General features: G+C 38.5%; 13 protein-coding genes. 7 read left to right on the top strand and 6 right to left on the bottom strand.

What is annotated here, in order from left to right; genetic code table 11:
• Positions 1-24 precede the first annotated feature (24 nt).
• The 3 genes from ACIFUW_RS05215 to ACIFUW_RS05205 form a co-directional block, all read right to left on the bottom strand.
• The gene (locus ACIFUW_RS05215; RefSeq protein ID WP_002303731.1) at positions 25-2,340 is read right to left on the bottom strand and encodes a cation-translocating P-type ATPase; all 2,316 of its coding nucleotides are present in this window, start codon (positions 2,338-2,340) and stop codon (positions 25-27) included.
• 184 nt (positions 2,341-2,524) lie between these two features.
• Complete coding sequence (locus tag ACIFUW_RS05210; protein WP_002298152.1) at positions 2,525-3,385, bottom strand: DUF368 domain-containing protein; 861 nt, start codon at positions 3,383-3,385, stop codon at positions 2,525-2,527.
• Positions 3,386-3,443: 58 nt separating this feature from the next.
• Positions 3,444-4,076: a lysozyme family protein gene (locus tag ACIFUW_RS05205; protein WP_044383407.1), complete on the bottom strand. Its 633-nt coding sequence runs from the start codon at positions 4,074-4,076 to the stop codon at positions 3,444-3,446.
• Between the two features lie 166 nt (positions 4,077-4,242).
• On the opposite strand from ACIFUW_RS05205, the gene ACIFUW_RS05200 reads away from it, so the two are divergent.
• Together ACIFUW_RS05200 and mprF are read left to right on the top strand one after the other, a co-directional pair.
• The gene (locus ACIFUW_RS05200) at positions 4,243-5,004 is read left to right on the top strand and encodes an alpha/beta fold hydrolase (protein WP_002289461.1); all 762 of its coding nucleotides are present in this window, start codon (positions 4,243-4,245) and stop codon (positions 5,002-5,004) included.
• A 25-nt stretch (positions 5,005-5,029) separates the two neighbouring features.
• Positions 5,030-7,621 carry a bifunctional lysylphosphatidylglycerol flippase/synthetase MprF gene (gene mprF / locus ACIFUW_RS05195; RefSeq protein WP_002300997.1) on the top strand — a complete coding sequence of 864 codons (2,592 nt, stop codon included), beginning with the start codon at positions 5,030-5,032 and terminating at the stop codon, positions 7,619-7,621.
• A 187-nt stretch (positions 7,622-7,808) separates the two neighbouring features.
• Here mprF and tuf read toward each other — a convergent pair whose 3' ends face one another.
• Positions 7,809-8,996, bottom strand: a complete 1,188-nt coding sequence (gene tuf, locus ACIFUW_RS05190) for an elongation factor Tu (RefSeq protein WP_002289463.1) — start codon at positions 8,994-8,996, stop codon at positions 7,809-7,811.
• 367 nt (positions 8,997-9,363) lie between these two features.
• On the opposite strand from tuf, the gene ACIFUW_RS05185 reads away from it, so the two are divergent.
• On the top strand, positions 9,364-9,720 hold the full coding sequence (locus tag ACIFUW_RS05185; protein WP_002289464.1) for a YxeA family protein: 357 nt from the start codon (positions 9,364-9,366) through the stop codon (positions 9,718-9,720).
• A gap of 240 nt (positions 9,721-9,960) precedes the next feature.
• On the opposite strand, the gene ACIFUW_RS05180 is transcribed toward ACIFUW_RS05185, so the two are convergent.
• Positions 9,961-10,965: a nucleoid-associated protein gene (locus ACIFUW_RS05180; protein ID WP_002294378.1), complete on the bottom strand. Its 1,005-nt coding sequence runs from the start codon at positions 10,963-10,965 to the stop codon at positions 9,961-9,963.
• 165 nt (positions 10,966-11,130) lie between these two features.
• Between ACIFUW_RS05180 and ACIFUW_RS05175 the strand changes: the two genes are divergently transcribed.
• The 3 genes from ACIFUW_RS05175 (at position 11,131) to ACIFUW_RS05165 (ending at position 13,135) form a co-directional block, all read left to right on the top strand.
• Complete coding sequence (locus tag ACIFUW_RS05175) at positions 11,131-11,982, top strand: aldo/keto reductase (protein ID WP_002298548.1); 852 nt, start codon at positions 11,131-11,133, stop codon at positions 11,980-11,982.
• A 16-nt stretch (positions 11,983-11,998) separates the two neighbouring features.
• A complete protein-coding gene (locus tag ACIFUW_RS05170) occupies positions 11,999-12,244 on the top strand; it encodes a hypothetical protein (protein WP_002289275.1) in 246 nt (81 codons plus the stop codon).
• Between the two features lie 186 nt (positions 12,245-12,430).
• On the top strand, positions 12,431-13,135 hold the full coding sequence (locus tag ACIFUW_RS05165; RefSeq protein WP_002289272.1) for a hypothetical protein: 705 nt from the start codon (positions 12,431-12,433) through the stop codon (positions 13,133-13,135).
• Between the two features lie 329 nt (positions 13,136-13,464).
• Here ACIFUW_RS05165 and ACIFUW_RS05160 read toward each other — a convergent pair whose 3' ends face one another.
• On the bottom strand, positions 13,465-15,906 hold the full coding sequence (locus tag ACIFUW_RS05160) for a hydroxymethylglutaryl-CoA reductase, degradative (RefSeq protein WP_002317658.1): 2,442 nt from the start codon (positions 15,904-15,906) through the stop codon (positions 13,465-13,467).
• Positions 15,907-16,090: 184 nt separating this feature from the next.
• Here ACIFUW_RS05160 and ACIFUW_RS05155 point away from each other — a divergent pair, with 184 nt between their 5' ends.
• On the top strand, positions 16,091-17,245 hold the full coding sequence (locus ACIFUW_RS05155) for a hydroxymethylglutaryl-CoA synthase (RefSeq protein ID WP_002289270.1): 1,155 nt from the start codon (positions 16,091-16,093) through the stop codon (positions 17,243-17,245).
• The last annotated feature ends 13 nt before the right edge of the window (positions 17,246-17,258 follow it).

The raw sequence follows: 17,258 nt of genomic DNA, 5'->3' as shown, positions 1-17,258 counted from the left end.
AACACATTTCTATCTCATTAAGCATCAATTTGCTACTCTTTTCAGTAACTGATTTTGAATATCAGCCTTCCAGTACAATACTCGAAGAACAATATTTACGAGCATGAATACAAAGAAGTATCCTACGCTCTCTCCCAACCCTAAGTTTACTTCCAAAATTCCATGGAACAGCATTGCAGCTACATATATCCCTACGATCGTCGTTACTGCTAGGAAGATGCGCAATGGGTTGAAGGGATAACAAGCTTTTACAACTGCCATGCAACTGATCCCAATCAGCAAGTAATACATCAAAGTAGTAGTTTCAGCATTTCCCCATGCGAATGTTTTTCCAAGTAGATACACCGCAATGATATTCACTACTACAAGCAAGGCATTTGGTAAAGCATTAATAAGTGCTGTAGGCAAATAACGGTAAGTGATTTTTCTTTTATCTTGTTCAAAAGATAAAAAGAAGGAAGGATACCCTTCAATCGCTAAATCAATCAGCGTGATTTGGATAGGGATAAACGGAAATCCAATTGCTGTAACGGCACATATAATCGATAAAATAAATGAATAAATCGTTTTGATAAAAAAGATGCCTGAGACTTTCGTCACATTGTTGACCACTCGGCGTCCTTCAAACAGGACTTCTGGCAATGTAGTAAAATCAGAGTCCAACAATACCAGATTCGCAATCTGACGTGTTGCTCCATCACCTTCTGCCATAGCAATGCTACAATCTGCTTCTCTTAACGCCAAAACATCATTCACACCGTCGCCTGTCATTGCAACCGTTCTGCCGCTTTCTTTCAATTCATTTACCAGCAATTTCTTTTGCTGAGGACTCACTCGTCCAAAAACCGTATAGCGATGAGCAGCTTCTCGCACTTCCATTTCTTCAGTAATTTGAGAAAGATCGACATACGCATCATAATTCGGTAATCCTGCACGTCTAGCGATATTGGAGACAGTAAAAGGATTGTCTCCAGAAATCACTTTCAGATCCACACCTTCCTCATGAAGATAAGCTAGTGTTTCTTGAGCGTTTTTTCGGATTGGATCATCGATTTCAAACAGAGCAACCGGCTCAACAAATGCTGGTTTTTCTTCGTTCAATTGCTGATTTGGAGCGATCCCTAACATAAGTACGCGATAGCCATTCGCTTGGGCTGTTTTTAGACTGTCCGGAAGCCGATCTTCTTCCACCAAACGTTCAGGCGCTCCTACGTACACGACTCCCAGTTCTGGAAATTCCATCGCGCCCCATTTGCGATCAGAAGAAAATGCGACTTTGTTTGTCACATCATACCGATTAGAAAGCTCAAAATAATCTCTCATAGCCCGCATAGTGATGTTGTTATCACTGCTTTCTGCCAGATACGTCCCCATAATTTCTGGGATGGCTTTCTCGTACAGCGGATGTAGTGCTTCTACCCGCTGGATACTCATTTTTCCTTCAGTAATGGTCCCTGTTTTATCCAAGCATAATGTATCGACATGGGCCAGCGTTTCAATTGAATACATGTCTTGAACAAGGATTCGTTTTTTTGCCAGTTTGGTTACCCCTGTCGTTAATGCAATACTTATTAGCAATACCAAACCCTTTGGAAGCATGCCTAACAAAGCTGCTGCAGATGCAATAACAGAAATTTTGATAGAAGCATCGCGGATGAACAGTGCTTCCAAAAATAGTATGATCCCCAAAGGAATAATCACGAAACTAGTGAATTTGGATACTTTGCGAATCGAATCTACAAGTTCAGAACGAATAGCTTTGTGAGTCTTTGCCTCGCTAGTCAAGCGGACAGCATAATTATCTGCACCTACTCGGATAACTTCAGCCATGACAGAACCGCTTGTCAAAAAGCTTCCAGAAAGCAATTCAGCTCCAGTTTCTTTGACAATCAAATCAGATTCGCCTGTCAAAAGAGCTTCATTTGCTTCTGCCCGTCCAGATATAACCTGTAAATCGGCTGGTATCTGTTCTCCTGCTCCGATTTTTACCAAATCTCCTAATACCAGCTCTTTAGTAGAAATCGATTGTTCTTTACCGTCCCGGATCACTAGTACTTCTGATTGGGAAACAATCGATAATTTCCGTACAAGATTTCTTGCATGTATTTCTTGATAAATTCCAATAACGATATTGACGACAATAATTGCTAAATACGCCATGTTGGAATACGCACCTACAAATAACAGACAAATCCCAATACCAAAGTTCAGAAAATTGAATAACGTCAATATATTATCGCTGAATATTTGTTTTGTACTTTTTGATGCATCTTCCTGGTAGTCATTTTGCTGGCCAGAAGCCATTTTCTGAACTACCTCTTGCTGTGTAAGTCCATTCATTTTCTTTTTCTCCATTTTCCGCCAACTTTCAAAAATAATCACGTGTTTAAGTCTAGCGTGTTCCAAGATTAAAAACAACTTGTTTTTATAAAATTTATAGAAAAACACACGAATGATTTTACAAAAAAGATGCCAACCTTTTTGTTTGAATCACCCGTGTGCTGTTTTTATTATCAATCTATCTTTACTTATATTGTTCCTCCAAACGGCTCATCCACCAACCTAGTGCTGTACCGGCTATAAAAAGAACAGGACAAGCTAGTACCCCAGCAACTCCCAATCCCGCGTAATCGGTAGGAATGATCATAATCGTTGAAGCAAAAACTACACCTAAAATGAAATGGAATAGCTTGCTATATGCCTTTGAGAAAATGTAATCCATGATTTTTGACAATCCAAGAACACAAAGAATCCCACCAATTCCGATCGGCACAATCACTTCAAGTCGTACTTCTTTAAATCCGTCAGCCATCGCTTTATACAATCCCATATACACCAAAAAATTAGAAGGGCTCAATCCTGGGACGATCATACCCAAACCAATCAATCCGCCGGCAATCAGCCATGTTCCAAAATTCTGATCGACTTGCCCGTCAAATAATTGAGCGCCGTATAATAAAAACAAATAAGCCAGAACAAAAGTAACAACCATGATGATCACATCAGAAGTATCTCTTCCTTTTTTCCCTGCTTCTTTCCATAACGCAGGAACAGTTCCAGCGATACATCCGACAAAAAACCATAATATCGTTGTTTCATACGCACCTAATAAAAAACTGACTAAAAAAGAAAGTAGAAAGATGCCTGTCACTCCGCCTAGACCAACAGGCAGAAAAAACAAAACATTTTCTTTGAAATTTTTTGTAAGGTGGGCTAAAAAAGAAATCAGCCGCTCATACATGCCAAAGACAGCTGCTAATGCACCACCGCTGACTCCTGGCAAGATAAATCCTGAACCGATAAACATTCCCTTCACAAACCGTAACATCCAGTCTTTGGTTGTGTACCCCACTTTTTGATTTTCCATTTTTTGCCTTTTTTCCACTATTTGCGCACTCCTTCTTTCATTTAATTTTATTCATGATTGAACATTTCCTGCTATTTTACTTAAAAACTTTTTCATAGGTCTCTATTATTTTTTCATTCATTTTGACAATATCAGGATAAAACATGTTACCTCCATTATGATAGAGATAGCCGCCATTGTAAAGCAAGGACTGGATCCGCCAATATCGGTATTGTTTCCCTTCCTCATTTCCTAAAAGTGGGCTCAGCACATCTTTAGAATACGCTTCTGCTAATTCTACTGTGTTTTCTCCGCCATGATTTTTTACATAGGCAATATAATCTTTCCCAAAATTATATGCTTGGACAGCTGTCCATAAATCGCATCCTTGTTTCTTTGCTTCTACTATCATTTCCGCCAAATATTTGACACCTTGATCAATACTGTCAGCTGGATTATCAATGATCTCAGCTTCTCCATGCAGACTTTCCGAGCTCCGCATGAGATCTGTCCCTTTTCCTTTTGATTCGGTCAATATTATCGCCTTGATCAAATTCTCGTAGTTTTCCATATGATAATTTTTTGCAGCTGTTGTTATTTCTATTTGATAGCTTTCCACTCGTTTTACCGAACGATAAGTTCTTCCTCCTAAAAACAACACCGCACCAATAACCGTCAGAATGATCATGTAAAAAAGAATACGGATAATAGATAATCGTTTTCGCTTCATTTCATCACCTAGTTATTTTGACATCTTTTTTTATCTTACTATTTCTTTATCTTCTTGGCTATTTCTTCCTTGATTTCTGTGTACGCCTTAAGAAAAAATGAATTTTCCTGTATTTTTTGTCATCTTACGAAAATGATCGTTGTTTTTCAGTAAAAACAATTGCCCAATGACTGATATAATCGTTATACTTTACACAGTAGGTGATTATGTGAAAAAAGAAAAGAAATATGCAAAAATGCCAGATGGGAGCGAAATTTACTATGAAAAGAGCGGTCAAGGCTTCCCTCTCTTTTTACTGCATGGCAATGACGGCAGCGGCCGCTTTTTTTCAGAACAGGTCCCTGTACTCGAACGCTACTATACCGTGTATCTAGTAGATAGCCGAGGACATGGTCGTTCGACAAACGAAGCATCTATGTTGAATTTTCAGTTAATGGCCGAGGATCTGAATACGATCATGTTGCTGGAAAAAATCGATCAGGCAGATTTTCTTGGATTTAGTGATGGAGCAAATCTAGCACTGGTATTTGCCAGCAGCTTCCCTAAAAAAGTTCATCGATTGATTTTAAATTCTGGAAACACGCTTGTTAAAGGCGTTCGTTTTTCTGCCAGAGTCATCAGTAATATTCATTATGCATGGGTATGGTTACTCTCTTTATTTCGCCCAAGTCTTCGCAAAAATCTTTTAGTTATCAAACTTTTGCTGCATGACATCGGGCTTACAGAAAATGATTTAAAAAAAATCAACTCCCCCACTTTGATCATCGTGGGAAAAAAAGATGTAATCAAGCTAAAACATTCTTTGTATATAGCTAAAACTATACCAAAAGCTTCCTTTGTGCTTGTGAAAGAACAAGGACATGAATTAGCTAGAAAAGATCCTGAACGCTTCAATCGAGAAGTTCTTCAATTTCTTTCTGAAACATAACTATTAGGAATAGAAGGTGATTTATTTGTTAAAAAATACCATACAATGGCTGAAAAACCACCTAGGACTGTTCAAAACAATCTTTTTGATTTCTGTCATTGTCATTATTGTCGGTGAATTGATGTCCATCGGTAAAACTCTATCTATCCAGCAATTAGGAGAAACGTTTGCCACTATACCTGTATGGAAAAGCGGACTTATGCTGTTGATTGGTCTTGTCTCTGTGTTACCTATGATTGGTTATGATATTATTTTGAATCGGATGCTTGAACAAAAGCAGAATCCTCGTTACTTGTTTGAGACAAGCTGGCTGATCAATACAATCAACAATATTGCCGGTTTCGGCGGGTTTGTTAGTGTGGGGCTTCGCTCTGAACTATATGGACAAAAGAAAGAGAGCAGAAACGTGATCCAAGCATTATCGAAAGTTTTCTTGTTTTTGATGGCTGGACTTTCTATTTACAGTCTGCTTTCTTTTTTACTTGTAGTCTTCACGCCAGTTGCTCCTTTTTTGAAGCAATATTGGATATGGTTGATCGGCGGCGGTCTATATTTTCCTGTCGTCTTTTTATTTACTACTTTCAAAAAGAAAGGATTCCTTGGTGGTACCTCACTTAAAACTCAAGGACAGCTATTGCTAGTTTCATTGTTGGAATGGACCGGTGTCCTGTTTAGTTTCCTTTCTGTTGGTTATTTAATGGAAATCCGGATTGATCTGTGGCAAACAATTCCGTTATTCATTGCTGCTTCAGTGATAGGAATCGTGTCTATGATTCCAGGAGAAATTGGGAGTTTCGATGTAATGATGATTATCGGGTTGTCCGCTATTGGTGTGCCAAGAGAAATAGTCGTTGTGTGGATCTTGCTCTATCGCCTGTTCTACTACATCATTCCGTTTTTGATTGGAATCGTCTTTTTCTTCAAAAATATCGGTTCCACTTTTGATCAGCGTTATTCTGGTATCCCTAAACAATTAGCAACAGAAATTGCGCATAAAATCGTGGTTGTCTTATTATACTTTTCTGGAATCATGCTAGTACTTTCTGCCACTATCCCGCAAGCTTTTACAGAGTTTCGCTGGCTTCATAGTTTGAACCCATTGAAATTTCATTTTATTATCCAATTTCCTAGTATACTATTGGGATTTCTTTTAATCATTATGGGCAGAGGGATCGCAGCACGTGTGAAACGAGCATATTTGCCTACAATCTTCTTGATTGTTCTAGCTTTACTTTATGTTTTATTAAGTGATTTTAGTTTCACACCGGTGGTTTTCTTGTCTATTCTGCTTCTGATCATTCTTGCTTCTAAAAACGAATTATTTCGGGAACAATTGATCTATTCATGGGAGTGGCGTACGATCGATGGAATCATTATTGGTGCACTGTCCTTGCTTTACATCGTTATTGGGGTATACAATCTGCCGGATTTCCCTCATCGGCGTCACCATTTTATTTCCTTTTTCTTATTTCCTTCTGAAAAGATTTGGTTTTCGGGATTGTTGGCCATCATCGCTGTTAGTTTCATGATCGTTCTATTTGTTCATTTCCTTCAAGGAGAAAAGAAACAGATTGGCGAAGCCTTTAATGAAGAAAAGGCCCTGAAGATCCTTACAACTTATGGAGGAAACTCCGATAGTCAATTGATCTTCTTAAAAGATAAGCGGATGTTTGCCTATGAAAAAGACGGTGAACCAACTGTTCTTCTCCAATTCGCTTGCTTCAATAATAAATGTATTGTAATGGGTGATCCTTCTGGTAAGAAAGAAGATTTTCCAGAAGCAATCGAAGCTTTTATCGAAGAAACAGATCGACTATGCTATTTACCAGTTTTCTACGAAACAAGCGAAGAGATTGTTATGATTTTGCATGAATTCGGCTACGATTTCATTAAGATGGGGGAAGAAGCTTATGTAGACCTGAATAGTTTTACAACTTCAGGGAAAAAAATGAAGGGCACTCGTGCTGTCTTGAATCGGATCGAACGAGAAGGATTTACATTTGATGTCTTACAACCACCATTTTCTACTGAGCAAATGAGTACTTTCAAAAATATCTCTGATAATTGGTTGGGTTCACGAAAGGAAAAAGGGTTTTCTTTAGGCTTTTTCTCTGAAGATTATCTACAAAGAGCGCCTATTGCAGTTGTCAAAAATACCCAAGAAGAAATTGTCGCTTTTGCAACGATCATGCCTACTTACACGAACAATAAAGTAGGAACGATTGATCTGATGCGATATGATCCTAAAAAAGCACCTTCTGGCAGTATGGATTTCTTGTTCTTGCATTTGTTTGCCTATATGAAAGAAGAACATATCCAATGGTTCAATTTAGGGATGGCCCCTCTTTCAAATGTCGGAACTTCCAGAAAGAGTTTTTTACAGGAAAGGATTGCATACTTGGTTTACGAGTTTGGTTCTCATTTTTATTCTTTCCATGGATTAAGAGAATATAAAAGCAAGTACGCTACAAACTGGGTCTCACGTTATACTCTATATTCTAGAGATAGTTGGATTGCATATGTTATGATTGCTTTGCTGATTATTGATAATGCGCCAGTTGAGCAGACACAAGGTAGAATAAGTGGTTTGAAAAAATGGATACGAAGAAAGTATTAAAAACTGCATACCGATAGATGAACACTCTCATGATGAATAAAAGAGACTGAAGTAAAACGAAAGTTCATGCTTCTACAATCTCTTCTTATACAATTGAAGAACAAAGAGCGGTCCAAACAGAAATCCTGTTTGGACCGCTCTTTTATTTTAAACATTTTTCATTACCAAAATATTCGAGTCGCGTTTCTTATGCTTCGATCTCTGTAACGATACCTGAACCCACTGTCCGTCCGCCTTCACGAATTGAGAATGTCGTTCCGTTTTCAACAGCGATTGGATGGATCAAGTCAACATCAATCGTCACGTTGTCACCAGGCATGACCATTTCTGTATCTTCTGGCAATGTGATTGTTCCTGTAACATCAGTTGTGCGGAAGTAGAATTGTGGACGATAGTTGTTGAAGAATGGAGTATGACGTCCACCTTCTTCTTTTGTCAACACGTACACTTCTGCTTTGAATTTTGTATGTGGAGTAATGGAACCTGGTTTAGCAAGCACTTGTCCACGTTCGATATCGTCACGTTGGATCCCCCGTAACAACACGCCTACGTTATCCCCAGCTTCCCCGTAATCTAACGTTTTACGGAACATTTCTACACCTGTTACAACTGCTTTTTGTGTTTCAGGTTTGATCCCTACGATCTCTACCTCATCACCGACACGAACAGCACCACGATCAATACGACCTGAGGCAACAGTTCCTCGACCTGTAATTGAGAAGACGTCTTCCACTGGCAATAGTAATGGTTTATCTGTATCACGTTCTGGTGTTGGGATATATTCATCTACTGTATCCATCAATTCCATAATAGCAGCTTCAGCATCTGGATCGCCTTGCAATGCTTTTAATGCGGAACCTTTGATCACAGGAGTGTCATCGCCTGGGAAACCATATTCGCTCAATAACTCGCGAACTTCCATTTCTACCAAATCGATCAATTCTTCATCATCGACTAAATCAACTTTGTTCAAGAAAACAATCAGGTATTTTACACCAACTTGGCGTGACAATAAAATGTGTTCACGTGTTTGAGGCATCGGACCGTCAGTTGCAGAAACAACTAAGATTGCACCATCCATTTGTGCTGCCCCTGTAATCATGTTTTTCACATAGTCCGCGTGTCCTGGTGCATCAATATGCGCGTAGTGGCGTTTTTCTGTTTCATATTCTACGTGTGCGGTATTGATCGTAATCCCACGTTCACGTTCTTCTGGAGCTGCATCAATACTAGCATAGTCTTGAGGATTTGCTAGGCCTTTTTTGCCTAATACTGTAGTGATCGCAGCAGTTAAAGTAGTTTTCCCATGGTCAACGTGTCCAATCGTACCAATGTTAACGTGTGGTTTACTTCTGTCATAATGTTCTTTTGCCATAATTTACAAACCTCCTAAATAATATAGATCACTGAAAAATTTCAGCTCTCACCTTTTTATTATAGTCTTTTTTTGACTAAATCAAAAAGAATACGTCCGACTTACTTTTTGTAAGATTCGAACTAAGCTTATTATACGTCAATATTGGTCAAAGTCAACTAAGAGCACTCGCTTGTCTTATACGCGAAAAAAGTACCTTTTATAAATAAAAAAATGTGTTTTTTGAGAAAAACTTCAAGATAGTCCTTAACTTTCTTTTGAAGCAATAAGAACAAAATGAGGAAAAGTTTAAAATTCAGCTGTTGCCAACAACTTTCAATAGACGAAATCTTCTATTTCGTTAATAATAAGGAAAGAGGTGAAGTACATGAAAAAATTAATTGGCGTACTTGTCGTTTTAGGCATATTTCTCGGCGGAAGTTTTGCAGCTTATCATTATTTTTACGGCGGCGAAGCTTATTATACAAAAATCACGACGAATGGCGAAATGTCAGCTACCCAAGCAGATAACGGAGAGAAATTCACGACTTATACCTACAAGCAAGCGGCTTATAATAAAGATGGTGAAAAAAAACAGGTGACGCTTCGCGAAGAAAGAGAACATCCATTAAAGATGAATGCGTATCTTAAACTCAAAGTCAATCCTCGTAAAGGTGTATTAAGCTGGGAAGAAATAAAGGCTTCTGAAGTGCCTAAAAATGCGGCAGAAAAAATCGATAATTAGTAAATGGTCTTAAAATTTTATTAGATAAAAAGAGGCTGGGACAGAAGCGTTTAACTCCAAGAAATAAGAAGGAGTTGCTTCTGCTTCCGCCGTTTATACGTGTTTAGAGCGTGAGACAAAAGTGTTCTTTACTTTTGTCTCACGCTCTTTTTTTGTTATATTCGTCTTTTCCGATCCTTCTCTTGACACAATTCATTTAACTGATCACTGGTACTTGAACACCTAATGTTCTAGTCATTTTTATAAACGATTCAATACTTCATCCACATTTTTGATCATCACGGATATCGTACCATCCGGATTATTCACAAATTCAATCAAATCTGGGTTGCGATATACATCTACTGGTACGATCAGTTCGATCCCGTTTGATAGCTTGAATTTTTGTTTTCCAAATTTTTTCTCAGAAATTTCTTGTACTTCTTTTACAGGAGGTGCTTCTGGGACAAATCCTTGCTCTTGTACTTCTTCTTTAAAAGCCATTTTTGCCGTGATGTTTTCCTTGAAGACTTTTTCCGCAATCATCTCATGATCCAACCGACCTTTTTCTTCTATCGTATCATAGACAGCTTCTTTCAAATCAGCCATGATATCAAATTCTTCTGTCTCAAATTTTTTTCCAAGATGCTTGGCTACTTTTTGGATCACTTTTACATTTTCTTCTAAAGAAGGTGCAGGAACACTTTCGATCACTCTTCCAGAAAAATAAAGCTCTTTTTTGCCAGAAAACTCATATTTTTTTTCAATTAATTCGTAGGTCCAATCAGTCAAATTCACAGCGAATGCTTCATCTGCTTTTTGTGTTTTCGCCCCTAGAATTGCTCGATTCAAAATCAAGCGGTTGTCGATCCCTGCTTCGTCTGCTTCAACAAAGTGAGTGTAAGCCTCACGATAATTGACTTTCAATAAAGATAAGTACATCACTGTATCTAATTCATACAAAACAACAAATACATCTGCACTAGGTGCTTCTTCACTTTCTTGGTAGATATCGAACCACCGCTGAACGATTGCTTCACTTGCTTCCACAAAATTTTCTTGAGCGATTTTAAGTGATTCAACGATCATGCTTTCTTCTGCTAGTTGTCCAGTTTTTGTTTGAGCAGAAGAGATTTTTTGGATCTTCTTTTGAAGAAAATCACGAATATATTCTTTTGTCAGATCCAGCTCTTTTTGTGAAAAGACTGGAGAACCAGTTTCTCTGTCAATAATATGCAGAATTGCTTTTTTTAAATAGATATCCATTTTCTCATTCCCTTCTGTCTTAGTTTACGGAAAAAAAATCAAAAATACCAGAATCAAAATCATTTTCTTTTAAACAAAAATTTCAAGAGTAGAAACAAAATGGATTCTTTTTTTCGAAAAATGCGCTACACTTATAGTTGAACGAATAAAAAAGGAGCTGAAAGTATGAATTCATTAACAAGCACTTATCGTCTATTAAATGGTTACGAAATCCCGGTAGTAGGATTCGGCACATGGCAAACACCTGATGGGGATGTCGCTGTTTCCTCTGTTAAAGAAGCGCTGGCTGCAGGTTATCGCCATATCGATACTGCCCAAGGATACAAGAATGAAGAAAGTGTCGGCCAAGCGATTAAGGAAAGTGGAATTCCTAGAGAAGAGATATTCTTGACAACAAAATTATGGAATGCAAACCACAGCTATGAACTTGTGATGTCTTCTTTTGAAGAATCATTGAAGAAGCTCCAAACAGATTATTTAGATCTGTTTTTGATCCACTGGCCAAACCCTGTTGCTTTTCGTGATAATTGGGAACAAGCAAATGCAGATACATGGCGAGCATTTGAAGAACTGTATGAAGCAGGTAAAATCAAAGCAATCGGTGTGAGCAATTTCTTACCCCACCATCTAGATACACTAGCAAAAACAGCAAAAATTATGCCGATGGTCAATCAAGTTTTCCTTGCACCAGGCGAATTACAGCCAACTGTAGTTGAGTATGCAAAAAAACATGATATGATCCTCGAAGCATATAGTCCATTAGGCACTGGTAAAATCTTCGATGTGCCTGAAATGAAACAAATCGCTGAAGCACATGACAAGACGATTGCACAAGTTGCTTTGCGTTGGTCGCTGCAACACGAATTCCTTCCTCTTCCTAAGTCAGTGACACCAAGCAGAATCAAAGAAAATACTGAATTATTTGATTTTGAATTAACAGAAGAAGAAATGAAACAAATCGATCAGTTAGATGGTGTAGTCGGCAAAGCAAAAGACCCAGATACTACCCAATTTTAAGTCGAAAGGTGATTTTATGGATCCAATCGAACGCTTGAATTCTCTCTCGGAAGAAGTTACCCAGACTTTTCATTCCGATTTTGTCTTTTTGATCGATGCAGAGAAAATCCAACATTTTCCTGCAAGAAACTGGACACATGATCAAATCATCGAAGAACTGAAAAAACGGTTCGATCATTCGCTAATGGTCAAACCCTGGCACGAACATGAAGTCATTTATTCACCTGAACTACCTGTTTTTGCCTTGATACCGAAAAAATAGAAAGAATGGAACGGATTATGTATATATACATAATCCGTTCCATTTTTTATTTTTCTTTCAAAAAACGGGAAAATACGCAAATTTTTCTGTTGTAATTTGCGTATACGCAAGTTTTTTTGCATTACTCCTTTTCATTTGGCTGTTTTTTTCTTATAATCGAAAGGGTATGAGCGAAGGAGAGAACATATGAAGAAAAAACAGAAACAAAAATTATTAAATCAATTCCGTCCTTCATTGGATGGTGTAAGAGGACAATTATTCCGTTCTCTAGAAGAAGAGAGCTTGCGACGCTATGGTTTGCCGTTACAAGTCATGCTTGATCCCAAAAACCGTCAAATCTTAACGATCGGATTAGCTGGGAAAACAAATGAAGATACACGGATCAACGTGCCAATCGATGACAACTTCAATACTGTATTAAAGAGAATTCGTTCAGGAGAAAACGGGATTTTCGAACGATTCCGTGACAATCTTCTTATTGAAATCGTGTCTTACTGGAATGATCAACGATTGAAAAACGATGAACCAACTGCGCAAGCTGTTGCGACACCAGTTACAGAAGAAACAGTCAGTGTGCCAGAAGAAAAAACGGAAAAACCAAAAGCGGACACAACTGAAAATACACGCTCAACTGATACGAATGCCGCTTTAAGTTTTGCTGATTTTTCAAAAGCCGTTGCTGAGTATCCTAAATTTTACACAGAACAAAATGAACATGAAGTAGTTATTAATGAAAAAAATGCTGATGAACCTCGTAAATTAGCAACTATTTCTATGACTACTGAAAATGAGTTCGTTATCGAAAAAGCACTCGAACGGAAATACAAAGTCAAATTGACTTTGATTCCTTTGATCGAACAATTTGCAGCGACAGCGATTACTGATCGATAAAAATTCTATTTGTCATAAAAGGCTGGGATTTAAAATCCCAGCCTTTTTAGTCATATAATAATTTCTACAGCAAGTAAAAAGAAATTCCTTCTAACATCAGGCTCAAATATCAGCTTGACCTGTCCAACAAATCACCTATGATCCTACAATGTTAGGCGACTTCTCTTCTACCTGAAGATATCTTGGAGTTGCCTGATTTCTTAAGATGCCTAACCTTAACTATAAAAAATTCTAATAATAAACATATTTTCTGATAGAGAAAAAAGCAAGATTTGCAGTAAATAAAATAACTGTAAATCTTGCTTTATTCTTCTAAAGATATTGCTTTTTTATTTTTCCCGGATTTTTTCCAATATTTGTATAGCTGTCTGCTGGTTCATCTTTTCTGCTTCACGTAATTTTTTCGCAACTTGCTCGATTTCCTCACCAATAGCCCCAATTGAGATCGCTAATGAACGAGCTTGAAGTCCCATGTGGCCTTTTTGGATTCCTTCTGTAACTAATGCACGCAAAGCAGCCAGGTTTTGAGCTAACCCTACTGCAGCAATTACTTGTGCTAGTTCCTTGGCTGAATCAATATCTAACATAGCTAAAGATGCTTTTGCTTTTGGCAGGATATTGGAAGCTCCGCCTACTGTGGCAACAGCCAAAGGCACCGTTAGTTTTCCAACTAGTTTATCCCCTTTGATCTGCCAGTCTGTTAATCCTTGGTATAATCCATTTCTTGCCGCGTAGGCGTGAATCGAAGCGCTAACCGCACGTGTATCATTTCCTGTAGCTGCCACTACAGCTTCTATACCATTCATGATCCCTTTGTTGTGCGTTGCTGCACGGTAAGGGTCAAGCTTCGCATATTCCCCTGCCTGTTGGATTTTTTTGGCAATTTGTTCACCGATTTCTTTGTTTCTCCCTAAGCGTTCGAATGGGATTTCGCAACAGGCAGAAGCCAATGATTCTGTAGCAAAATTACTTAAAATACTGAATAGAATCTCTTCTTCAGGGAACCACTCCCGTAACTTGTTTGCCACACTCTCAAGAATCGAGTTGATCATGTTAGCGCCCATTGCATCTTTTACATCCACTAAAAAATCAATAGATAAGTATGCATGGAAACTCCCCATGAATTCCCGAGTAGAGATATCTTGAACACCGCCCCCGCGTTTCACGATTGAAGGATAACTTTCATTTGCACAAAGAATCAGCTCTTCTTTTCGATGATTAACTGCATTGATCACTGCTTGATACTCCGATTTTCCTGATAGAACGATTTGCCCTCGCATCAGCCGCTGAGGTGTTTCTGCGCAGATATTTCCACAGATTTTTGCACCATTACTTGCAGCTGCAATGACAGATGGTTCCTCTGTTGCCATCGGAATCCATTTTTTCTTACCATTGATTTGAAAATTCTGCGCGATGCCCATTGGGATTTCCACTTCACTCACTTGGTTTTCGATCATGTGATCGGAGAGCTCTTCAGAAAGTGTTTGTTCCTGAAAAATCAACGCAGTTTCTTGTGTCAATACATTTTTTTCTATTAATTGACTGCGCCGTTCAGATGGCGTAAGCTGATAAAACTTTTTTTTTTGCACATCCTTATGTGTTTGCTCCATATTCGCTTCTAACAAGACTGCCAAGCCTAAACCTCCACCAATACATAATGAAGCAATACCGTATCTCTTCTGTTCACGAAGCAATCCGTAAGCTAATGTAGTCAAGATACGTGCACCGCTTGCACCAATTGGATGGCCTAATGCGATTGCTCCTCCATATATATTGACCTTTTCTTCATCTAACTGCAGTTCTTGGCTAACTACGATAGAAGAAGCTGCAAATGCTTCATTGATCTCAAAAAGATCGATTGTTGATAAATTCATTCCTGATCTATCTGTCAATTTTTGAATGGCTTTGATTGGAGCGATTCCCATGATACTTGGGTCAATACCGACCTCCGCTACTTCTTTGATGGTTGCTAAATAAGGCAGATTATTATTTTCTGCGTATTCTTTGGATGCAAGGATCACCACAGAGGCACCGTCATTCAATGGCGAAGCATTTCCTGCTGTTACAGTTCCTTCTTCTGAGAATACTGTACGTAACGTGCCCAGTTTTTCCAATGTACTATTTCCACGAACTGCTTCATCCTCAGATAACACGTCTTCATCAGAAATCTTGACTGGGATGATCTCCTCAGAAAATACACCGGCTTCGACAGCATGTGCTGCTTTCAACTGGGACGACAAGGCATAGCGATCCTGTTCTTCTCTGCTCACAGAAAATTGTGTTGCAACCTTCTCTGCGGTTAATCCCATATGTGCATTTGAAAATGCGTCAGTCAATCCGTCGTTGACCATACTGGAAATTGGTTCACCATATTCATTTGTTTCTGACTGATACGGTTTCAGCATAGGTGCTTGAGACATACTCTCTGTTCCGCCGGCTATCACAAGTTCTGCTTCACCTAATTGGATCAGCTGGCGTGCTAAGATCACTGCTTTCATACCAGATCCGCAAACTTCATTGATCGTCATTGCTGGGACATCTACAGGGAGACCGCTGTTCAAAGCAATCTGTCTGGCAACATTTTGACCATTACCAGCTTGCAGGACATTTCCGAATATTACTTGATCGATTTTATCTTTTTTCAGTTTTGTTTTATCTAATAATCCTTTAGTCACAAGTGTGCCTAATTCAACTGCAGTAAATGGACTTAAACTTCCGCGATACTTTCCTATCGGCGTTCTTGCAGCATCTATCATAACGACTTCTTTCAAGTAAGCCACCTCCTACAAAAATATACCATTCTTTGCTGTAAAAACAAATAGCTCTTGTTCCAGTTGTTTTTTTCTAAGATTAAATTTTAACAATCCTTAAATATTCTCTTTTTTATATTTCTTTTAATCTTTTTATGATACCTTAGTAAAGTAAGTTTTTTATCATAAGTAAAGAGGTGTTGAAATGAAAATAGGGATTGATCGTCTTTCCTTTTTTATTCCTAATTTATATTTAGATATGACAGAGTTGGCAGAAAGCCGTGGGGATGATCCTGCAAAATACCATATAGGGATTGGTCAAGACCAAATGGCAGTCAATCGTGCAAATGAAGACATCATTACACTAGGAGCAAATGCTGCCAGCAAAATCGTAACAGAAAAAGACCGTGAGCTAATCGACATGGTCATCGTCGGAACAGAATCCGGGATTGATCATTCAAAAGCGAGTGCGGTAATTATCCACCATTTACTGAAAATCCAATCTTTTGCTCGTTCTTTTGAAGTAAAAGAGGCTTGCTACGGTGGCACCGCAGCTTTGCACATGGCGAAAGAATATGTCAAAAATCATCCAGAACGAAAAGTACTAGTCATAGCAAGTGATATTGCTCGTTACGGCTTGGCAAGCGGTGGTGAAGTGACGCAAGGTGTCGGTGCTGTTGCGATGATGATCACTCAAAACCCGCGTATTTTATCGATTGAAGACGACAGCGTATTTCTGACAGAAGATATCTATGATTTCTGGCGTCCAGATTATAGCGAATTTCCTGTTGTTGATGGTCCTTTATCTAATTCTACGTATATCGAATCATTCCAAAAAGTTTGGAATCGACATAAAGAATTGTCGGGTCGAGGACTCGAAGATTATCAGGCGATTGCTTTCCATATTCCGTATACTAAGATGGGAAAAAAGGCATTGCAAAGCGTATTAGACCAAACAGACGAAGAAAATCAGGAACGTCTTATGGCTCGCTATGAAGAAAGCATCCGTTACAGCCGACGAATCGGTAATCTTTACACTGGTTCATTATACCTGGGGCTAACTTCTCTACTGGAAAATTCGAAATCACTACAGCCAGGAGATCGCATCGGTCTATTCAGCTACGGTTCTGGTGCAGTAAGTGAATTTTTTACAGGTTATCTGGAAGAAAACTATCAAGAATATCTCTTCGCACAATCTCATCAAGAGATGCTAGATTCTCGAACACGGATCACTGTTGACGAATATGAAACGATTTTCAGTGAGACGCTTCCTGAACACGGAGAATGTGCAGAATATACTTCAGATGTACCTTTTTCGATTACAAAGATCGAAAATGATATTCGTTACTACAAAATATAATAAAATCATAAAA

Source organism: Enterococcus sp. PLH-Efm8 (assembly GCF_053011625.1).
The sequence above is the reverse complement of the archived record's forward strand: the minus strand, read 5'-3'. Positions and strand labels throughout refer to the sequence as shown.

Coding starts and splice junctions, on each gene's coding strand:
- ACIFUW_RS05215 (WP_002303731.1), bottom strand. CDS start 2,340: ATGAATGGACTTACACAGCAAGAGGTAGTTCAGAAAATGGCTTCTGGC.
- ACIFUW_RS05205 (WP_044383407.1), bottom strand. CDS start 4,076: ATGAAGCGAAAACGATTATCTATTATCCGTATTCTTTTTTACATGATC.
- ACIFUW_RS05200 (WP_002289461.1), top strand. CDS start 4,243: ATGACTGATATAATCGTTATACTTTACACAGTAGGTGATTATGTGAAA.
- tuf (WP_002289463.1), bottom strand. CDS start 8,996: ATGGCAAAAGAACATTATGACAGAAGTAAACCACACGTTAACATTGGT.
- ACIFUW_RS05185 (WP_002289464.1), top strand. CDS start 9,364: ATGAAAAAATTAATTGGCGTACTTGTCGTTTTAGGCATATTTCTCGGC.
- ACIFUW_RS05180 (WP_002294378.1), bottom strand. CDS start 10,965: ATGGATATCTATTTAAAAAAAGCAATTCTGCATATTATTGACAGAGAA.
- ACIFUW_RS05175 (WP_002298548.1), top strand. CDS start 11,131: ATGAATTCATTAACAAGCACTTATCGTCTATTAAATGGTTACGAAATC.
- ACIFUW_RS05170 (WP_002289275.1), top strand. CDS start 11,999: ATGGATCCAATCGAACGCTTGAATTCTCTCTCGGAAGAAGTTACCCAG.
- ACIFUW_RS05165 (WP_002289272.1), top strand. CDS start 12,431: ATGAAGAAAAAACAGAAACAAAAATTATTAAATCAATTCCGTCCTTCA.
- ACIFUW_RS05155 (WP_002289270.1), top strand. CDS start 16,091: ATGAAAATAGGGATTGATCGTCTTTCCTTTTTTATTCCTAATTTATAT.